Origin of the sequence: Gymnodinialimonas ulvae, assembly GCF_037543845.1 — a bacterium.
In the GTDB taxonomy this organism is placed as follows: Bacteria; Pseudomonadota; Alphaproteobacteria; order Rhodobacterales; family Rhodobacteraceae; genus Gymnodinialimonas; species Gymnodinialimonas ulvae.
Window position 1 is genome coordinate 762,807 of the sequence record NZ_JBBIFX010000001.1, and the last position, 19,696, is coordinate 782,502.

Annotated in this window: 21 protein-coding genes; 15 read left to right on the plus strand and 6 right to left on the minus strand. The window is 63.6% G+C overall.

The genetic code is table 11. From position 1 onward, the window contains the following. Positions 1-15 precede the first annotated feature (15 nt). Both aroQ and V8J83_RS03700 read left to right on the plus strand, forming a co-directional pair. Complete coding sequence (gene aroQ, locus V8J83_RS03695; protein WP_339983599.1) at positions 16-453, plus strand: type II 3-dehydroquinate dehydratase; 438 nt, start codon at positions 16-18, stop codon at positions 451-453. Between the two features lie 9 nt (positions 454-462). Continuing rightward, the gene (locus V8J83_RS03700; RefSeq protein ID WP_339983601.1) at positions 463-1,266 is read left to right on the plus strand and encodes a helix-turn-helix transcriptional regulator; all 804 of its coding nucleotides are present in this window, start codon (positions 463-465) and stop codon (positions 1,264-1,266) included. A gap of 586 nt (positions 1,267-1,852) precedes the next feature. Here V8J83_RS03700 and tsf read toward each other — a convergent pair. The 3 genes from tsf to V8J83_RS03715 form a co-directional block, all read right to left on the minus strand. After that, the gene (gene tsf / locus V8J83_RS03705; protein WP_339983603.1) at positions 1,853-2,728 is read right to left on the minus strand and encodes a translation elongation factor Ts; all 876 of its coding nucleotides are present in this window, start codon (positions 2,726-2,728) and stop codon (positions 1,853-1,855) included. 75 nt (positions 2,729-2,803) lie between these two features. Further along, positions 2,804-3,637, minus strand: coding sequence for a 30S ribosomal protein S2 (rpsB, locus tag V8J83_RS03710; protein WP_339983605.1), 834 nt, complete (start codon positions 3,635-3,637; stop codon positions 2,804-2,806). A gap of 244 nt (positions 3,638-3,881) precedes the next feature. After that, positions 3,882-4,958, minus strand: coding sequence for a Hint domain-containing protein (locus tag V8J83_RS03715; RefSeq protein ID WP_339983607.1), 1,077 nt, complete (start codon positions 4,956-4,958; stop codon positions 3,882-3,884). 171 nt (positions 4,959-5,129) lie between these two features. Here V8J83_RS03715 and ppk2 point away from each other — a divergent pair, with 171 nt between their 5' ends. The 4 genes from ppk2 to V8J83_RS03735 all read left to right on the plus strand — a co-directional run bounded on the left by ppk2 (position 5,130) and on the right by V8J83_RS03735 (position 8,698). Then, positions 5,130-6,014, plus strand: a complete 885-nt coding sequence (gene ppk2 / locus V8J83_RS03720) for a polyphosphate kinase 2 (protein WP_339985973.1) — start codon at positions 5,130-5,132, stop codon at positions 6,012-6,014. Positions 6,015-6,095: 81 nt separating this feature from the next. Next, positions 6,096-7,001, plus strand: a complete 906-nt coding sequence (locus tag V8J83_RS03725) for a PfkB family carbohydrate kinase (RefSeq protein WP_339983610.1) — start codon at positions 6,096-6,098, stop codon at positions 6,999-7,001. Continuing rightward, the gene (locus V8J83_RS03730; RefSeq protein WP_339983612.1) at positions 6,998-7,906 is read left to right on the plus strand and encodes a pseudouridine-5'-phosphate glycosidase; all 909 of its coding nucleotides are present in this window, start codon (positions 6,998-7,000) and stop codon (positions 7,904-7,906) included. The genes V8J83_RS03725 and V8J83_RS03730 overlap by 4 nt, the downstream gene beginning before the upstream one ends. A gap of 81 nt (positions 7,907-7,987) precedes the next feature. After that, positions 7,988-8,698: a DUF502 domain-containing protein gene (locus tag V8J83_RS03735; RefSeq protein WP_339983614.1), complete on the plus strand. Its 711-nt coding sequence runs from the start codon at positions 7,988-7,990 to the stop codon at positions 8,696-8,698. A gap of 144 nt (positions 8,699-8,842) precedes the next feature. Here the strand turns inward: V8J83_RS03735 and V8J83_RS03740 are convergent, their stop codons facing one another. Beyond that, the gene (locus V8J83_RS03740; protein ID WP_339983616.1) at positions 8,843-10,651 is read right to left on the minus strand and encodes an extracellular solute-binding protein; all 1,809 of its coding nucleotides are present in this window, start codon (positions 10,649-10,651) and stop codon (positions 8,843-8,845) included. 290 nt (positions 10,652-10,941) lie between these two features. On the opposite strand from V8J83_RS03740, the gene V8J83_RS03745 reads away from it, so the two are divergent. From V8J83_RS03745 to V8J83_RS03760, 4 genes are all read left to right on the plus strand, one after another. After that, complete coding sequence (locus tag V8J83_RS03745; RefSeq protein ID WP_339983618.1) at positions 10,942-11,727, plus strand: 3-hydroxybutyrate dehydrogenase; 786 nt, start codon at positions 10,942-10,944, stop codon at positions 11,725-11,727. A gap of 30 nt (positions 11,728-11,757) precedes the next feature. Beyond that, complete coding sequence (locus tag V8J83_RS03750; protein WP_339983620.1) at positions 11,758-12,099, plus strand: pentapeptide repeat-containing protein; 342 nt, start codon at positions 11,758-11,760, stop codon at positions 12,097-12,099. After that, positions 12,086-13,120 carry a patatin-like phospholipase family protein gene (locus V8J83_RS03755; RefSeq protein ID WP_339983622.1) on the plus strand — a complete coding sequence of 345 codons (1,035 nt, stop codon included), beginning with the start codon at positions 12,086-12,088 and terminating at the stop codon, positions 13,118-13,120. Before V8J83_RS03750 ends, V8J83_RS03755 begins: the two co-directional genes overlap by 14 nt. Before the next feature lie 85 nt (positions 13,121-13,205). Then, complete coding sequence (locus V8J83_RS03760; protein ID WP_339983623.1) at positions 13,206-13,868, plus strand: aquaporin; 663 nt, start codon at positions 13,206-13,208, stop codon at positions 13,866-13,868. Here the strand turns inward: V8J83_RS03760 and V8J83_RS03765 are convergent. Continuing rightward, entirely contained in the window at positions 13,865-14,506 is a 642-nt protein-coding gene (locus V8J83_RS03765) for a helix-turn-helix domain-containing protein (protein WP_339983624.1), read from the minus strand. The genes V8J83_RS03760 and V8J83_RS03765 overlap by 4 nt on opposite strands. A 67-nt stretch (positions 14,507-14,573) precedes the next feature. On the opposite strand from V8J83_RS03765, the gene V8J83_RS03770 reads away from it, so the two are divergent. The 5 genes from V8J83_RS03770 to V8J83_RS03790 are packed head-to-tail and all read left to right on the plus strand — an operon-like array spanning position 14,574 to position 18,939. Next, entirely contained in the window at positions 14,574-16,055 is a 1,482-nt protein-coding gene (locus tag V8J83_RS03770) for a class I adenylate-forming enzyme family protein (protein WP_339983626.1), read from the plus strand. Then, positions 16,042-16,698 carry a DsbA family oxidoreductase gene (locus tag V8J83_RS03775; protein ID WP_339983628.1) on the plus strand — a complete coding sequence of 219 codons (657 nt, stop codon included), beginning with the start codon at positions 16,042-16,044 and terminating at the stop codon, positions 16,696-16,698. Before V8J83_RS03770 ends, V8J83_RS03775 begins: the two co-directional genes overlap by 14 nt. Positions 16,699-16,700: 2 nt before the next feature. Then, a complete protein-coding gene (locus V8J83_RS03780) occupies positions 16,701-17,177 on the plus strand; it encodes a metal-dependent hydrolase (protein WP_339983630.1) in 477 nt (158 codons plus the stop codon). Next, positions 17,174-17,719 (plus strand): methyltransferase family protein, encoded by a 546-nt coding sequence (locus tag V8J83_RS03785; RefSeq protein WP_339983632.1) that lies wholly within the window; start codon positions 17,174-17,176, stop codon positions 17,717-17,719. The genes V8J83_RS03780 and V8J83_RS03785 overlap by 4 nt, the downstream gene beginning before the upstream one ends. Next, positions 17,716-18,939, plus strand: a complete 1,224-nt coding sequence (locus tag V8J83_RS03790) for a multidrug effflux MFS transporter (RefSeq protein ID WP_339983634.1) — start codon at positions 17,716-17,718, stop codon at positions 18,937-18,939. Before V8J83_RS03785 ends, V8J83_RS03790 begins: the two co-directional genes overlap by 4 nt. Positions 18,940-18,965: 26 nt before the next feature. Here V8J83_RS03790 and V8J83_RS03795 read toward each other — a convergent pair whose 3' ends face one another. Continuing rightward, positions 18,966-19,691 (minus strand): DUF2306 domain-containing protein, encoded by a 726-nt coding sequence (locus tag V8J83_RS03795; RefSeq protein ID WP_339983636.1) that lies wholly within the window; start codon positions 19,689-19,691, stop codon positions 18,966-18,968. Positions 19,692-19,696 lie beyond the last annotated feature (5 nt).

Below are 19,696 nucleotides of genomic sequence, written 5' to 3' on the forward strand. Positions count from 1 at the left end.
AAGGGACAGGACATCATGAAGATACTGGTGCTCAACGGCCCCAATCTCAACCTTTTGGGCGAGCGGGAGCCAGAGATCTACGGCGCAAAGACGCTCGCCGACATCGCGGCAGATTGCACGGCTCTGGCTGGGGATCTGGGCTGTGAGGTTTCGTTCGAACAGTCCAACCACGAAGGTGGCCTTGTCGATGCGCTGCATGCTGCGCGCCGCGATCATCATGGCGTTATCATCAACGCCGGCGCTTATACCCATAGCTCGATCGCTTTGCGCGACGCCATTAGCGGCGTCGCCCTGCCCACGGTCGAGCTTCATATCTCCAACACCCACGCGCGCGACGGGTTTCGCCACCATTCGATGATTGCGGGCGTTTGCCTTGGCGTCATCGCGGGCTTCGGCACCGATGGCTACACCCACGCCTTGCGTGCCCTTCACTCCCACCTGTCCAAGCGCTGAGGATCCTTCATGCACCGCCTCCGCCCCTATCTGCAGATGACCACGGTCGAAGACCTCTGGGCCCATCACACACAGGTACTTTCCGGCTTCGGTTTTGACCGTGTGTTCTACGGATTCAACGCGTTTCGCGGCGCCGGGCTCTATGACAACCCCGAAGATGCGCTTCTGCTGACCAACATGCCCACCGATTATGTCGAGGCCTACGTCGACGGCGGCATGTTCCGCAACGGTGTGATGATGCGGTGGGCGATCAACAATACCGGGGCCGCCTCGTGGCGCGACGTTTACACGGCAATGGCCACCGAAGAGCCCTCCGCGGGTGAGCTGGCGATGCGCGCGCTCAACGAAAAGCACGACATAACCGCCGGGTACACGATCAGCTTTCCCATGGCGATCAAGAACGCAAATGCCGGGATCGGCATGGCCGTCCGGAAGGGCATGGGCCAGGATGAGGCCGACGCGATCTGGGAAGAACATGGCGCGGATATCGAAACGATCTGCCATGTCGCGCATCTGTGCATCCTGCAATTGCCCGCCACCGGACAGCGCAAGCTTCTGACGCCGCGCCAATCGGAGGTGCTGGAACTGGTGGCCGACGGCAAAACCATGGCCGATATCGCGCTGCTGCTGGAGCGCAACGTCGCGACGGTCGAAAAGCACCTGCGCGGCGCACGCGATGCGCTGGGTGTCGAGACCACGGCGCAGGCTGTGCGCAAGGCCTCAATCCTCAACCAGATCTTCCGCCTTGACGAAAGCGAAGACACCACGCCGCGCCTGCCGAAAATGAGCGGCTCCGTCGGGGATGCCCGCTAAGCGCTTGGTTTCAGGCTGATTTCGCAAGCGCCGATCCGACAAGCCGACCCAAAAAAGTCGGCCCCGGTCACCTGTGTTTTCGGCGTGAGGATCCGCCGAAATCCCCCTCCTCCGCAACAAGTTTACCAAAGGGTAAGGATTCCCGTATCTATCTTGCGCGGCCGTGTCGTGGCACATTGAACCTGTTCCGTGAGTGATGGCAATTAACGCCAGGAACACCGGGCCCGATGGCAGTTTTTTTTCCCGTCATCGGGTCCACCTGACGACCGTGTATCTGGTCGGACGGATGCGAAACGGGCGGCGTGTTTATTCTGCGCCATTGGCCGTTTTGACCCGGACGGACCGCCCTCTTGTCCCTCGGGCGGCCCGTTCAACGCCCCGGCGCACCCCCTATCCCTCGCGCCGGGGTAATTTCGGAAGAAGCGGCGGTGCCATGTCCCTTGGCAACGCCGCTTTTTCGCGTCTAGGGGGGGCGTTGCGGGCTCACCGCACCCGTTCCCCCCCAACTGGCGTTACACTGCACACGAAAACGGGGCAGAGGATTGCGCCCCTGCCCCGTCTCTGTCCCTCGCCGGTGGTTCGATGATCAGCCCTGAGCTGCCTTCGCCACTTCTTCCGCGAAGTTTTCTTCTTTCTTCTCGATGCCTTCGCCGACTTCGAGGCGCACGAACCCGGTGATCTCGGCCCCGGCCTCTTTCGCCGCGTCGCCCACCGTCAGGTCGGGGTTCACCACGAAGGCCTGGTTCACCAACGTGACTTCGGCCATGTACTTCTTCATACGGCCCACGATCATCTTTTCGATGACCTGCTCGGGCTTGCCGCTTTCGCGTGCAATGTCCATCTGGACCTGCTTTTCTTTCTCGACCACGGCCGGGTCCAGATCCGCTTCCGACAAAGATGCCGGGTTCACGGCGGCCACATGCATCGCGACCTGCTTGGCAAAGCCCGCATCGCCACCCTTGGTGGCAACCAGAACGCCGATCTTGCCCATGCCGTCGGCGGCTGCGTTGTGCACATAAGACACCACGTTGTCGCCCGACAGCTTGGCCAAGCGCCGCACCGACATGTTCTCGCCGATCGTGGCAACCTTGGCGGTCACGGTGTCGGCGACCGATTTGCCGCCCATGTCCGCGGCCAGCAAACCGTCCAGATCGCCTGCGCCCAATGCGACGCCTGCGATGCCTGCGACCATCTCTTGGAATTCGGCGTTCTTGCCGACGAAATCGGTCTCGGAATTCACCTCAACGGCGACGCCCATGCCACCGTCAACGGCGACGGCCACAAGACCCTCGGCGGCGGTACGGCCGGATTTCTTCGCCGCTTTCGCCAGACCCTTGGTGCGCAGCCAATCGACCGCGGCTTCCATGTCGCCATCGGTCTTGGTCAGCGCCTTCTTTGCGTCCATCATGCCTGCGCCGGTGGTGTCGCGCAGCTCTTTCACCATGCTTGCGGTGATAGCCATGTCATGTCTCCTGAAATGGGGAATGTCGGGCCGGGGCATGCCCCCGACCCTCATGTCAGTCTTGTCGCTCGGGCCTTAGCTCTCGGCGGGCGTTTCTTCAGCAGCGGCTTCGGCAGGCGCTGCCTCTGCGGGGGCCGCCTCTGCAGGGGCCTCTTCGGTCAGCGCCTCTTCAACGGTGCCCTCTTCCAGCGAGCCCAGATCGACACCGGCGGATTCCATCTGCGTGGTCATACCGTCGAGCGCCGCACGGCTGATCAGATCGCAATACAGTGCAATCGCGCGCGCCGCGTCGTCATTGCCGGGGATGATGTAATCCACACCATCGGGCGAGCAGTTTGTGTCAACCACGGCCACAACCGGAATCCCCAGTTTCTTGGCTTCGGCAATCGCCAGGTCTTCCTTGTTGACGTCGATCACGAAGATCAGGTCCGGCAGACCGCCCATTTCACGGATGCCGCCAAGCGAGGCCTGCAGCTTGGCCTGATCGCGCTCCATGCCGAGACGCTCTTTCTTGGTCAGACCTTCGAGCGAGCCATCGGCCTGCTTTTCGTCGATCTCTTTCAGGCGGCTGATCGAGTTGGACACGGTCTTCCAGTTCGTCAGCGTGCCACCGAGCCAGCGGTGGTTCATGTAATATTGCGCGCAACGCTCCGCGGCATCGGCGATCGGCTTTTGCGCCTGACGCTTGGTGCCCACGAACAGGATGCGACCGCCCTTGGCGACGGTTTCGCGTACGGCGATCAAAGCCTGCTCCAGCATCGGATGCGTCTGCGTCAGGTCGAGAATGTGAATGCCGTTGCGATCCCCGTAGATGAACTCGCCCATACGGGGGTTCCAACGTTGGGTCTGGTGGCCGAAGTGAACGCCAGCTTCAAGAAGCTGCCGCATGGAGAAATCAGGAAGCGCCATGCTTGTTTTCCTTTTCCGGTTTGAACCTGAGCGAGGGATCAGAGGCGCATGCCTCAACCGGTGGACGCAACGGGGATGTCTCCCCCGAAAGCCCGCCCTCGCCTGTGAAGTGCGCGCCGTTTAGGGGGTTTTGACCAAAGGTGCAAGGGGCAATGGCGCGTCCGCGCGCGCGCGATGCGATGCGCTTGGTGCGGCCCGTGTCGCCGCAATGTGGCAGCGCGTGGCGACCGGGGGCAATCCGGGTTCAGGCCGCGGCGACGCTGCGCAGGTTCACACCCTGCGCGGCCCCCAATTGACGGATCGCCCGAGGCCTCAGGACTCTGCGCGCGAGAGGGCCGTACTTCAAAATGCGCAACGCCGCGATGGACGGTGTCAACGCGCAGCCGAGCGCAGCTGAAGGAACGCGGGCCTCAAGGTCGCGTCGCTCCTGAGCGGACAGAACCGATAGGCTCTGCGGTCCGGGATAGAAGGTTTCGACCCCCATCCCGTTTGCGAAGATGATTTCATGGCGTGACGTCATCAACGTATGATAGGTCACGATGCGTTTGCCGCGCATGATGCGGATGCCGTGCTGACCGGCAAGCGCCTTGGCCGCCCCGAATACTTCGCGCCCATCGCTTTGGGCGCACCCGCCACGCGGGTCGAGCAATATCCGGTGCTGCGGCGACACCACGAGATCCGCCTCTGGGCACCCCGGCCCGAGGCTGTCGCGTTTCAGAAGGATTGGTTTTTGACCTTCGTTTTCGGGGCCGAGGTGCAACCTGCGCGCGCTGCGCCAGATGATCGGCTGCGCGCCGTGGTCCAACGTCGTTATGGGATCGCCGATGGCGAGCGTTTCGACATCGCGCGGTCCGTCGGGCGTGTCGATGAGGGTTCCGGTCGCAAAACAGACGTATTCCGAATAGGTAAACGCACCGGGCGAGTTGGCCGGGGTACTCGATCCCCAGCCCCTCAGGATATAGGTTCGGCCCGCCACGAGGGGCACTTCCGACAGGGTGTACCCGCCGGCCGCATCCCCGCTTGCGATATTGAGCTGAATGACCGAGAACCTCTGTCCGGTCACGCTGTCTTCGATCAGGAACCCTGCCCCCGCATCGACATCCGAACCCGTGGAGGTCAGCCCGTTGATCGTTGCATTTGCCGTTGCGCTGTCGTTGCTTGAAAGGACCTCGCCGTTGGTGCCGGTGCCATTGTCGGTGACGTCCATACTGCCGGTCGCGGTGTTTGATCCGGTGTAGGTGAACGTGGTGCCCGGTTGTCCGAAAATGAACCCGTTGTCGAAGGGCCGGCCCTCGTAGAAATCGACACTATGCGTGGCCATCCGTTTTCCTCTTGAAAGCGCTCCGGTCATCCATAGAGCTCAGGGATTAAGATGGTGTTGCCGGATGCGCAGCGCGACAGCGGCCGCATCGCGGCACCCTTGATCCACATCAACGCCCCGCGCCGCACCTCCTGCTATGCTCTGCGTCAGCCGCAACAGGAGGACATGGCGATGGCAAAGGACACAGCCGAGATCACAACGACGACCACACCCGCCGAGATCGCCGGCTTCGACACCGGGGATTATCCCTACCCCACCAAGCTCGCCACCAGGACCTACGAGGCCGAAAAGGCCGCGTTGCAAGTCGAATTGCTCAAGGTGCAGCACTGGGTCGAGGAAACCGGCCAGAAGATCGTCATGCTGTTTGAGGGGCGCGATGCCGCTGGCAAGGGCGGTACGATCAAGCGCTTCATGGAGCATCTGAACCCGCGTGGCGCGCGTGTGGTGGCGCTCAACAAACCCTCCGACGAAGAGCGCGGCCAATGGTTTTTTCAGCGCTATATCAAACACCTGCCAACCGCCGGTGAGATCGTCCTTTACGACCGGTCGTGGTACAACCGCGCGGGCGTGGAGCGGGTGATGGAGTTCTGCGAACCCAACGAATACCTCGAATTCATGCGCCAGACCCCCGACCTGGAACGGATGCTGACCCGGTCTGGCATCAAACTTTACAAATACTGGTTCTCGGTCACCCAAGAAGAACAGCGCCGCCGTTTTCAATCGCGCGAGACCGATCCGCTCAAGCAATGGAAGTTGTCGCCCATCGACCGCGCCAGCCTCGACAAATGGGATGATTACACCGAGGCGAAGGAGGCGATGTTCTTCTACACCGACACCGCCGATGCGCCGTGGACCCTGATCCGATCGAACGACAAGAAACGCGCGCGGCTGGGGTGTTTGCGGCATTTTCTGGCAAGCCTGGATTATCCCGGAAAGGACCTCGGCGTCGTGCAGGATCCCGACCCGCTCATCGTGCTCCAGGCGCAGAATGTCGTCCATGAGGCCGACCATATCCTGGCCAGCTCGCTACACCCCAGGGCCCGGAAGGGCGGCTAAGGCACCACACCTGCGCCACGTCCGTTTCCCCACATCACGTGCCGTCTTGCCAATGCGGGACGGGCGCGCGATTGGAGATGCATGGCACCACCCACCGAAACCCCGCCTCCCGACATCCTGTGCATTGGCGCAGTCCTTTGGGATATCATCGGCCGCTGCACGACCCCGATGCTGTTGGGCAATGACAAGCCCGGGCAGATCACGCGCCTGCCGGGTGGTGTGGCGCTGAATATCGCGAACGCCTTGCGTCAGTTCGGCCTGCGGCCGGCGCTTTTGTCGGTGGTGGGACAAGATGCCGAGGGCCGCGACCTTTTGGCGGCCTGCGAGGCGCTTGGGCTGGAGACGTCGTTCATCCATGTCGATCCGAACCTGCCCACCGACCGCTACATGGCGATCGAGGCGCATGGCGGTCTGGTGGCAGCCATCGCCGATGCGCAGACACTGGAGACGCTGGGGGACCGGATCCTGACCCCGCTTGCCGATGGCACACTTGGCGCGCCGGGGGCGCCGTGGTCCGGGCCGGTGGCGCTCGACGGGAACCTCAGCGAGGCGCTCCTGATCGAGATTGCGCGCAGCCCGCTGTTTGCCAACGCCGATCTGCGCATTGCGCCCGCCTCTCCGGGCAAGGCCGAACGCCTGCGCCCCTTCCTCGGACAGCGCAACGCCACCTTTTACGTCAACCGCGAAGAGGCCGGCCTGATCACCGGCACCCAGCCCGCCAATGCCGCCGCTGCCGCAGAGGCGCTTCTGCGCGCAGGCGCCGGTCGCGCGCTTGTCACCGAAGGCGCGCAGATGGCCGTGGATGGCAGCCGGACGCACACACTGAGCCAAACCCCGCCCCCGGTTGAGGCGATCCGCATCACCGGGGCGGGCGATACCTTCATGGCCGCCCATATCGCGGCCGAAATCGCGGGCGAGCCGCGAGAAACCGCGCTGCGCCTGGCCACTGTCACCGCTGCCAATTACGTCGCTGGAGACCAACCATGACCCTGCCCCTTACCCTGTCGCCCGATGTGGCCAAGGCCCGCGCGGACGGCACCGCCATCGTGGCGCTTGAAAGCACCATCATCACCCATGGTATGCCCTATCCGCAAAACGTCGAGACCGCCCGCCGGGTGGAGGCCGAGGTGCGCGCCTCCGGGGCCACGCCCGCCACCATCGCGGTGATGGACGGGACCATCCACATCGGCCTGACCGACGCGCAGCTGGAGACGCTGGCCAAGGCAACGAATGTCGCCAAACTTTCTCGCGCTGATCTGGCCGCCTGCCTCGCCACCGGCGGGATCGGGGCAACGACCGTGGCCGCGACGATGATCTGTGCGCATCTCGCCGGGATCGCCGTGTTCGCCACCGGCGGCATCGGCGGCGTTCACAAGGGCGCGCAGGAGAGCTTTGACATTTCCGCCGACCTGCATGAACTGGCCGCCACCCCCGTCACGGTCGTGGCCGCGGGCGCCAAGGCCATCCTCGATCTGCCCAAAACGCTCGAAGTGCTGGAAACTCTTGGCGTGCCGGTCATCGCGCATGGTCAACCCGCCTTCCCCGCGTTCTGGAGTCGCGACAGCGGACTTGCCGCGCCCCTCCGTCTTGATGATCCCGCCCAGATCGCCGCCGCCCATGCGATGCGCGCGCGTCTTGGCCTGCCCGGCGGTCAACTGGTGGCCAACCCGATCCCGGTCGAGGCCGAAATCCCCGCAGCCACGCTCGCGCCCCTGATCGCGCAGGCCCAGGCCGAGGCCGATGCGCATGGGATCACGGGCAAGGGCGTCACCCCCTTCCTCCTGCAACGCCTGTTCGAGCTGACCGAGGGCAACAGCCTCAGCGCCAATATCGCACTCGTGCTCAACAATGCGCGTGTCGCCGCCCGGATTGCCCAACATTTGCTCGGCTGAGGCCCCGCCACGACCTGCGCGCTTGTGCGTCTGCCCGCGCAGCCCTAGATAACGCACAGGAACGGAAGCATCTGACGGCCCATGAAACTGCCCGAACTCGAAAAACCGCCGCGCCGCGGAATGTTTGCCTCACTGAGGTCGAACTTCCTGACCGGTTTGATCGTGATCGCCCCCATCGGCATCACGATCTGGTTGCTGTGGTCTCTGACCGGCTGGATCGACAGCTGGGTGCTGCCGTTCATCCCGACCCGCTACAACCCCTCCGTGCTGATCAATCAATGGACAGGCATCGAGGTCAATATTCGCGGCATCGGCGTCGTGGCGTTCTTTGTCTTCACCATGATCGTGGGCTGGATCGCCAAGGGCCTGATCGGGCGCTCGATGATCCGGTGGGCCGAAGGGCTGGTGTTGTCGATCCCGGTGGTCCGCTCGGTCTATTCCGGCCTCAAGCAGATCGCTGAAACGGTCCTCAAGCAGGATCAGCAGAATTTCGACAAGGCCTGCCTCGTGCAATACCCGCGCGAGGGCATCTGGGCGATTGCCTTCATTTCCACCTCCACAAAGGGTGAAATCGCCGAGAAGGTGCCCGAAGACATGGTCTCGGTCTTCCTGCCCACGACGCCGAACCCGACCTCGGGATTTCTCCTGTTCGTGCCGCGCCGCGATGTAAAGATCCTCGACATGAGCGTGGAAGACAGCGCGAAACTCATCATCTCCGCCGGTCTTGTCTATCCCGACGGCAAGGACGCGAACAAGGCGGTCGAGACACCGGTTCAGGACGCCGCCGAGTAATCAAACCCGCGTGCCGTTCAGCGCTCAGGCGAGCGCCCTCTTTGCTTTTCAAATACCTCGGGGGTTTGGGGGCTGGCCCCCAAGTGAGCCGGGGATTGGGGGCTGGCCCCCAATCCAACCCAGCCAGTAACGCCGGGGCCGCAATCATTCCTCGACCCACCAGACATCGGGCTGCCAGCCAATCCAATCTCCGTAAATCGGGATGTAATCGGGGAACTCCAGCTCGCTGTTGAACGCCAGACGGCTGATCGGGTTGTGGTGGAACGGCACCACGTAGCGCTGCGAAATCAGCACCCGGTCCAACGCCCGCACGGCGGCGCGGTAATCGTCTTGGCTGGCAGCCGACAGCATCGTGTCGACCATCGCCTCGATCGCCGGATGGCACGCCCCCATCAGGTTGCGCGACCCTTCCGCCTCGACCGTTTCGCAGCCCCAATACAGCCGCTGCTCATTGCCCGGGCTCAGGCTCAGGCCGCGCCGGTAATAGGTCATGTCAAAGTCGAACACATCCGTCCGCTCGCGATATTGCGCGCTGTCGACCCGCGTCACCGTCACGTCGATGCCCACCCGGCTCAGCGCCTCGACATAGATGTTGGCAATGGAATCGTTTTCGGACGATCCGGTCTGCAACAGGATCTCGAACGTCACCGGCGCGCCGTCGGCCCCGGTCATCACACCTTCTTCCACATTGTATCCCGCCTCTTCCATCAACGCGATGGCGGCCCTGATCCCGTTGCGGTTCCGCTCCGATCCGTCCGACACCGGCAAGACATACCCCTCCAGCGCGCCGGGCAGCAGATCGGCCTCGAACGGCGCGAGGAATTCGGCCACGCGCCCTTCGGCCGTGCCGGGCTGCATCGATAGCGGCGAGTTGGAGAAATACGAGGTGATCCGCGGATCGACCCCACCGTTAATCGTCTGGTTGATGAATTCGAAGTTGAACGCCTGGATCATCGCCTCGCGCACGCGCCAGTCGCTGAACAGGGGATTGCGGGTGTTCATCACGAAGCCGGTGATGCCCGAGGGCCGTTGATGCGGGATCTCTGCCAGCTCGACCTCGCCGTTCTGCACACGCGGGAAATCGTAATTGTCCGCCCAGGCCTGCGCGGAGGTCTCGCGCTGCGTGGTGATCAGGCCGCTGGTGAAGGCCTCGCGCATCGCGTTGCCGTCGCCGAAGAATTCCATGCGGATCTCGTCGATTACGTTGGTGCCGCGCCGGAACGGCACGTCGACGCCCCAGTAATCGGGGTTGCGGCGCAGGCTGACGAAACGCCCGGCCTCGAAATCGTCGATGATGTAAGGCGCCGTGGTGATCGGGACATTGGTCAGCCCGCTTTCGGTGAAATCGGCGTCCTCCCATTGCGCGGCCTGAAGGATCGGACGCAGGCCCATGATCATAGCCAATTCGCGATCGTTTTCGGCCAGGGTGATGCGCACGGTCCGCTCGCCGACGGCCTCGATCCCCTCAACGCGCGTCCACGAGCCGAGGTAGCGCGGGTGCCCATCTGTCCCGAGTGTCTCGAACGACCAGATCACATCCTCGACCGTGACCGGGCTGCCGTCAGAGAATGCCGCCTCTCCGCGCAGAGTGAATTCGACCCAGGAATGGTCCTCGGCGATCTCGACGGTTTCGGCGAGAAGTCCATACAGCGTGAATGGCTCGTCATACGACCGACCCAAAAGCGATTCGTAGGCCAAGAATCGCAGCTGCCACGGCACCGATCCCTCGCGGATATGCGGGTTCAGCGAATCGAACGAACCGACCTCGCCGGTGACGATTCGTCCGCCCGTCGGCGCGTCGGGATTGGCATAGGGAAGGTGCGTGAAATCCGCGGCAAGCGCCGGCGCGCCATACATCGCGACCCCGTGGGATGGCTCAGCAATGGCAGGGCTGGCCAGTGCCAGTGCCAAGGCCACAACACCTGCCCTTTTGATGAAACAATGCGTCTGCATTTGGGAACAATCCTCCAACCACCCGTATTCGTTGCCCGCCACGCTACCGGCCCGCGAATGCAAGGGCAACTTTTCGGTTGGACTCGGGCCAAGTCATTGCTTATAAAGGGGTCACTGCTCGATAGGTTTCTTGCCTGTATGAAACCTGCCTCAATGACTTAACCCTGGCCTTGTGCCAGGGTTTTTTTTGTCTGCGGCGCAGATCCGCGCAACAGGCCCGTGCAGCCCCTGTTCTTTTCGCACTCGCAGCATTAGCGTCTGCGCAGATACGATTGAGCGGAGATTTCCCCATGGCCCTGACCACCGACCTTTCCGGCAAGACTGCCGTCATCACCGGCTCGAACTCGGGCATCGGCCTGGGCGTGGCGCGCGAACTGGCGCGGGCAGGCGCGAATGTCGTCCTGAATTCCTACACCGACCGCAAGGAAGACCACGCGCTGGCCGAAGAAATCGCCGAGAACTTCAGCGTCGAGGCGCGCTACATCAAGGCGGACCTGTCCAAGGGCGACGAGGCGCGCGCGCTGATCGAACAGGCCGGTACATGCGATATCCTGATCAACAACGCTGGTATTCAACATGTCGCGCCGATCGAAGATTTCCCGGTCGAAAAATGGGACGCGATCATCGCGATCATGCTCAGCTCGGTCTTTCACACGACCGCCGCCGCCTTGCCGATGATGCGCAAGGCGGATTGGGGCCGCATCGTCAATATCTCCTCGGCCCATGGGCTGACTGCCTCCCCCTACAAATCGGCTTACGTATCGGCCAAGCACGGCGTTGTCGGCATGACCAAGGTGGTCGCGCTTGAAACCGCGCAGGAGCCGATCACCGCCAACGCCGTCTGCCCCGGCTACGTGTTGACGCCGCTGGTGCAGGCCCAGATCCCCGACACTGCGAAGAAATACGACATGAGCGAAGAAGAGGTGACGCAGAAAGTCATTCTTGAGCGCCAGCCGTCGAAGGAATTCGCCACGACCGAACAATTGGGCGGAACGGTCGCGTTCCTGTGCTCACCCGCCGCCGATCAGATCACCGGCACAACGATCAGCGTCGATGGTGGTTGGACGGCCCTGTAACCCGCGCCTGCCGCACAAAAGGTGACCTCCATGTCCGAGACCCCGGAAGCTGGCCGCGACAAGCTCGAGATGCACAACATGTACTTGTGCGGCTCGACCTTCACCGCCGTGAGCCTGAAAGACGCCAGATTTCGCGACACCCATCTGATGGGGGCGCTGCTCGATGACGTGAACGCGTCGGAGATGCGGTTTCACAATGTGAACCTGACCGGGTCGACGTTCGAGAACGTGAACTTGAGCGAGGTCACGATCCGGCAGGCGAACCTGCAAGGGCTTGCGATCACGCAGGCCGACATCACCGACATGACCGTCGACGGCATCACGCTGAGCGACATGATCGCATTGTGGGATGAGACACATGGCAAAGGCTAAGCGCATTAACCTCGCCCTGCAGGGCGGCGGCGCACATGGCGCCTACACCTGGGGTGTGCTGGAGGCGATCCTGGCCTGCGAAGAGCTTGAGATCGCCGCCATGTCCGGCACATCGGCGGGCGCACTGAACGGGGCGGCGGTGAAATGCGGGCTCAGCCGCGGCTCACGCACGTTGGCGAGCGAGGCGCTGGCCAAGGTGTGGGAACAGGTTGGCGCCATCACCGACGAGGCCTTCGCGCCGTGGCTTAACATGATCTCGCCGCAGGCCGTCAGCTTCGCGCTTGAGACCTCCCTGCCCTTCGCGATGGGAGACGCCGTCAGCCGCATGGTCAGCCCCTATGCCAGCGGGCCGTTTTACCGCAATCCGCTGGCTCCGATCGTGAGGGATTTCGAATACGATCACATTTGCTGCGACGCGGGCCCGGATTTCTACATCTGTGCCACGAATGTGCGTTCTGGCAAGATCCGCATCTTCACCGGCGACGAGATCACCCCGCAGTCGATCATGGCCTCGGCCTGCCTGCCGACCATGTTCCGCGCGATCGAGATCGACGATCCGGTGACCGGCGAGACGGAGGCCTATTGGGACGGCGGCTATACCGGCAATCCGGCGCTGTTCCCGCTCTTCGGGCCGGATCTGCCGCGGGACATCCTGATCGTGAACATCAACCCGCTCTACCGCGAGGAGGTGCCGACCTCGGCCAGGTCGATCCAGAACCGGATCAACGAGATCAGCTTCAACACATCGCTCCTGCGCGAATTGCGTGCCATCGAATTCGTCCAGCGCCTCCTCCACAAGGGCGCGCTGCAGGACAATGCGATGAAGGATATGCTGATCCATATGATCGCGGATGACGATTTGATGCAGCAGCTTTCGGTCGCCACAAAGTTGATCGCCACGCCGCAGATCCTGCACCAATTGCGCGAAGCCGGACGCGCCTCGGCGGAGGCATTCCTGTCGGAGCATTTCGACAAGATCGGCGAAGACAGCACCGTCGATCTGCGCGCCATGTTCGAATAACGGAACCCGGTGGCGGCCGTCCCGGCGTTGCCCTGTCATCGTTTCTTCACTTGAACCGCAGGTCGTGCGGCGGCACTACGCGTTCATGGATACTCTGCCCCGCCGCCTTCTTGCCGAAGCCCTCGGCACTTCGTTTCTCCTCATCGCCGTTGTCGGCTCCGGCATCATGGCCGAGGCGTTGAGCGGCGGAAATACGGGCGTGGCGCTTCTGGCCAATGCAATTGCGACGGGCGTGGCGCTTTACGTCCTGATCACATTGTTCGGCCCGGTGTCTGGCGCACATTTCAATCCGGCGGTTACGCTGGTTTTCGCGTTACGACGTGAAATCAGTATCTTACATGCCTTTCTTTATGTAATTTGCCAGGTTCTGGCCGGCATCATCGGGGTCTGGCTGGCCCATGTCATGTTCGAACTGCCGGTGCTGCAGGCCTCGACAACCGCCCGCACGGGCAGCGGGCAATGGGTGGCAGAGGTCATCGCGACCTTCGGGCTGCTCTTCACCATCCTTGGCGGAATACGCCACGCGCCTGCTCAGGTCCCCGCCCTTGTCGCAGCCTATATCACCGGGGCCTATTGGTTCACCGCCTCGACCAGCTTTGCAAACCCCGCCGTCACCATTGCGCGTGCGTTCAGCGACACCTTCGCCGGTATTGCGCCGGGCGACGTGGCCCCCTTCATCGTGGCACAGATCATCGGCGCGGTACTGGCGTTGAGCGTTGCGGGCGCGCTTTACGGGCGCCGCGCTTAGCCGATCGACGTGACCCACAGGATCGTGGCGTCGTCATCGGAAATCGAGATCACATTGTGCCCCATCGCGGCGTCGTAATAGGCGCTGTCGCCGCGCACCATGTCGATGGGCTGGTAGAACTCGGTCAGCAGGCGGATGGCCCCGGTCAGCACATAAAGGAACTCTTCCCCCTCATGGCGCACCCATCCGTCGAATTCGTCGAAACTGCGCGCCCGGATCCGCGCGCGATAGGGCAGCATGGACTTTTGCGTCAATTGATCGGCCAGAAGCTCGTGCTCATAGGTCGTCGTGGCATGCGCCGCGCCCTCGCCGCGTTTCGTCGAAACCAACCGCCCGCCGCCTTCGGGGGAGGCCTTGGGCGTGAACAATTGCGGCACTGAAATGCCCAGGCCCGTTGCAAGCTTTTTGACCGCTGCGTAGGTCGGCGACATCTGCCCGTTCTCGATCTTTGAAAGTGTCGAGCGGGCCAACCCGGCCTCCTGTGCGGCCTGCTCCAGCGTCCAGTTGCGCGCCTTTCGCAATTCACGCACCCGCACCGCCAGATCCACGGGCACTTCGCTGCCCGAGGCGCGGGCCAGCCGGATCAGGCTGGGTTCGGGGGCACCTTTGGGACCAAGGTCGGGTGACACATCGCTCATGGCTCGTGAAGTAGCGCAGGCCGGGCCGCGCTTGCAACCGGGCGCGGCCTTGCATAGGCCCCGTTCCATGAAATTGCCCCCCGATCCCTTCAACCTTGCGGATTACGTGCTGGCCAAGGCCGCAGCACAGCCCGAGAAGATCGCGCTGGCCACGCTTGGGCCCTCGCGGGCGGACCGGTGGTCATACGCGCGTCTCGCCGATGCGGTGGCGCGCGCAGGCGGTGGGTTGCGGCGCGCGGGCCTCGCCCCGGGCGACCGCCTGATGCTGCGCATGGGCAATTCCGCCGCCTTCCCCATCGCCTTTCTCGGCGCGATCCGGGTGGGCATTGTGCCGATGCCGACACCGGCCGCCCTGACCGCACCCGAGATCACGCGCCTTGCCCATAGCCTGCCACCGCAGGCGGTACTGGCCGAACCGGGTATTGCCCTGCCCGACATCGCCAGCCCGGTGCTTGGCGTTGACTTGCTTGATGGACCGGAAAGCGCGCTGGAACGGACCCACGCCGATGATCTGGCCTATGTCGTGTTCACCTCCGGCACGTCCGGGCGGCCCAAACCTGTCGCCCATGCCCATCGCGCGATCTGGGCGCGGCGGATGATGTGGCGCGATTGGTACGACCTGCGCTCCGATGACCGGTTGATGCACACGGGCGCGTTCAACTGGACCTATACGCTTGGCACCGGGCTGCTGGATCCGTGGGCGGCAGGCGCGACGGCGCTGGTGCCGGCCGAGGGGACCGATCCCGCGATGCTTGGGCTTCTGGCCAAGCGCCATGATGCCACGATTTTGGCCGGCGCCCCCGGCATCTTCCGCAAACTTCTGGCCCGCGAGCTGCCCGCCCTGCCGAAACTGCGCCATGCGCTCTCCGCCGGAGAGGCCTTGCCGCCCTCGATCCGAACGCGCTGGCACGCGGCGACAGGCACCGACATCCATGAGGCGCTCGGCATGTCCGAATGCTCCACCTTTCTCAGCGGTGCGCCCACCCGGCCCGCGCCCGAGGGCTGCATCGGCTTCGCGCAGACCGGGCGTCGCTTGGCGGTGCTGGACGAGGGCGCGGCCGTCATCGCTGACGATACGCAGGGCCGCCTTGCGATCCACCAATCCGATCCGGGGCTGACCCTTGGATATCTGGACCGGGACGGGCGGCCTGACCTGCCGCTGACCGGTGATTGGTTCGTCACCGGCGATCTGGTGACGCGCCGTGCCGACGGGGCCTATACCTATCACGGACGCGCCGATGATATCCTGACCGCAGGCGGGTTTCGCATTGCTCCGTCAGAGATCGAGGCGGCCTTTGACGGCGTGGCGGAGGTGAACGATTGTGCCGCGCTTGTGATCCGCCCCAACCCCGAGACCACGATCCTCGCCCTTGCCTATTGCGGCGCGGCCAGCGAAAGCTACCTGCAACAGCACGCCACTCACCACCTCGCCCCACACAAGCGCCCGCGCGCCTGGTTGCGCCTTGACGGCTTGCCGCGCGGGGCCAACGGAAAGCTGAACCGTCGCGCCCTTCGCGACCTTCTGGAGACCCCGAATGATCAAGCTTGATATCCTGTCGGACCCGATTTGCCCGTGGTGCTATATCGGCTGGTCCAACCTGGCTCGCGCGATGGAGGCGCGGCCCAACCACCCGTTTACCATCGAATGGCATCCGTTTCAGCTCAACCCCGGCATGGCGGCGGAGGGAATGGATCGCCGCGCCTATCTCGAGGGCAAGTTCGGCGGCAAGGAAAACGCCGTGCGCGCCTATGCGCCGGTCTCGGAAAAGGCCGAAGAGGCGGGGCTCAAGCTCAACCTTGAAGGCATCACGCGCACGCCCAACACGCTCAATGCGCACCGCCTGATCCATTGGGCCGGGATCGAGGGGCGTCAAACGCCGGCCGTTCTGGCGCTGTTTCGGGCCTATTTCGTGGACGGGCGCGACATCGGCGATATCCCGACGCTGATCGACATTGCGCAAAGCGTCGGGCTCGACCGTGACATGATCGCCAAGCTCTACGATGGCGACGCCGACATGCAAAGCATCCGAGACCGTGACACCCATGCCCGATCGCGCGGGGTGCAGGCCGTCCCGACCTTCATCGTCGCCTCGCAACATGCCGTCCCCGGCGCGCAGCCGCCCGCCCAATGGGAGGCGATCATCGACGACCTGAATGCGCAATTGGCCAAGGTGCAGGCGCAGGAGGCGTAGGGATGATCACCGCCCACCTACCCGCTGGCTACGTCCTGGCCCGCACGCAGGATTGGCGGGGTCCGGTGCTGTGGGCCGCACTTCTGGGCGCGATCTTTCCCGATTTCGACCTGCTGTTTTTCTACTTCATCGATGACCGCGCCATCCATCACCATCGGTACTGGGTTCACGCGCCCGCCTTTGCGCTGGCCTGCAGCGGTGCAGCCTATCTCCTGGCAAGTCGCGTCGCCAAGGCCTGGACAGACGCAATCGTGGCATTCGGCGCCGCATGGATGGTGCACATCGTCCTCGACAGCGTCACCGGCGGTATCATGTGGCTGTGGCCCGTGTCGGGCGATCTTTACCGTTTGATCGAGGTGCCCGGGCGCGCGGGCGTGCATTTCCTCGTCGCTTTCCTCACCCATTGGACGATCGTATTTGAAATCGCGATCTGGATCGCCGCACTCGGGTTTGCGTGGCGCCAAAGGCAGTTCACATGATCTTCGGCCTGATCCTCGGTCTCGGGGCCTGCGCGACCTGGGGCCTTTTGTTGTGGTGGTCGGAACGCGACGCCATGACCGGCCCGTGGCCGCCGCAACAGGGCAACTGGCCCACCGCCGCGTGGTCCTGGGGGCTGACGATCCTGATCTACGTGGGCCTGTTCCAGACCTGGGTCGTGCCGACGGGGCCTTGGGCGTGGCTGATCTGGACCATCGGCCTGGGCATCGGTTTCGCAGGCAGCGCGTTACAGACCTGGGGCATGGCGAACTTGCGGTTTTTCGGGACCAGCGGTTGGGACGTCGGGGTCTCAACACATGGGGCCTATGCCTGGTCGCGCCACCCGCAATATGTCGGACAGGCTGCCGGTTTCCTGGGCTTTGCCATCATCCTTGGCCACCTGCCCGGCTGGATCATCGCGCTTTCGGCGATTGCCACACTCACTGCCGCCGCGATGGTGGAGGAAGCCGCCCTCACCGCCCGCCACCCCGAATATGCCGCCTACCGCGCCCGCGTGCCGTTCCTGTTGCGGCGCCCGACATGAGCGCGACTGACACCCCCGGCCCGATTGCGCGGCTCTCGACGGGCGAATTCATCGCCCTGATGGGCATGATGTTTGCCACCATCGCCTTTTCCATCGACGCGATGCTGCCCGCCCTGCCCGACATCGCGGCACAGCTTTCGCCCGAAACGCCCAATTACGCGCAACTTGTCATCACCAGCTTTGTGATGGGCATGGGCGTGGGCACACTTGTGACCGGCCCGCTTTCGGATGCGTTCGGGCGCAAACCGGTGATCTTGGCCTTTGCGGGGCTGTACATGCTTGGCGCGGTGCTTGCCTGGGCGGCCTCGTCGATGGAGCTTCTGATCGCGGCGCGCATCATTCAGGGCCTTGGCGCGGCGGGCCCGCGCGTGGCCTCCATGGCCCTCATCCGCGACCTCTACACGGGCCGCGAGATGGCGCGCATCATCTCCTTCGCTATGCTGGTCTTCACCGTCTTTCCCGCCGTCGCGCCCCTGATCGGTCACGGCATTATCGAGCTGTTCGGCTGGCGTGCGATCTTCATCAGCTTTCTTCTGTTCTCCTTGGTCTCCGTGGGTTGGCTGACCGTCCGGCAGGCCGAAACTCATCCCCCCGCAAACCGTCGCAAACTGAATGCGGCCGAGCTTTGGTCCTCCACGATCGAGGCGCTTTCGCTGCGGCAGATGCAGCTTTCGATCCTTGTCCAATCCATGATCTACGGGCTGCTCTTCGGAACCATCACCTCCATCCAACCCATCTTCGACCGCACCTATGGCTGGGGCGAGCATTTCCACTGGTTCTTCTTCTTCATCGCAGTGCTGTCCGCTCCGGCGGCCCCGCTGAACGGGCGGTTTGTGATCCGGCTGGGAATGCGCCCGCTGATCCGTCGTGCGCTTTGGGCGCAGACGGTGTTTTCAAGCCTCTTCGTGGCGCTGCTCCTGAGCGGGGCGGCCGGCATGTCTGAGATCTGGTTCTACTTCGCCTGGTCCGTCACGGTCTTTGCCTTGATGGGCTTCACCATTGGCAACCTGAACGCGCTGGCGCTGGAGCCGTTGGGCCATATCGCGGGACTTGCCGCGTCGCTGATGGGGGCGCTGGCAACCGTTGCCGGGGCCCTATTGGGCACCGGGATCGGGCAGCTCTACAACGGCACAGCCATGCCCCTTGCGGCGTCGGTTCTGGTGTTGTCGCTGACGGGGGCGATTGTGATGCGCTACATGCCGCGCGAGGGCCGCGACTAGGGTGCTTTGCCGGATGCCGGGCGGACCTATTCTGCGGGCTGCACCGCAGGGGCTTTGCGTGCACTGCGCCACCACCAGATCGCAACCACGATCACGTTTGGCACCCAGCAGGTCCAGCCGAGATATGGGAACACCACGTCCATATCCCAAAACAATCGCAGGATCGGCAATTGCAGGCGGAACGACACCGCGCCGAAGCTGAGCGCCGCCATCATCACCATCCAGCGTTTGTGCATCTCGAAATTGCGCTGCCGGATGTGCCAGATCCCCATCACCAGCGCCCCGAACCAGGCCACGGACCCAAGCGCAAAGCCCGCCTCCGACCACAGCGGATAGTCCATGTTGAAGCTGATCGGCGGGGTGGTCAGCGCCGCGATCGTCACGATCGGCACCAGCGCCCACCCCAAATACACATGCTTGCGCCGATCCCCGCGCCGCCATGCCCGGCTGACCTGCACGGGCGTCAGGATCACCGCAAGACCGCCGAAAATCATGTGAACGGCCAGCGTCGATCCGACGTTTTCAATGTGATAGGCCACGTGATCCGCGCCCCGTTCGATTCCTTCGAACACGAACCGCGCCCAGGATCCGCCCTCGACGAAGACACCGTGGATCAGGCCGGGCGGCACAAATTTGAAAGCGGAAATCGCCGAAAGCGCCGAGAAAAACAGGAATGCGTACCAGCCCCATTTCGGCATTTCGCGGCGGGTCTTTTGTGTGTCGGACATCTGCTCGGGGCCTTTTGCGTGCATGACCT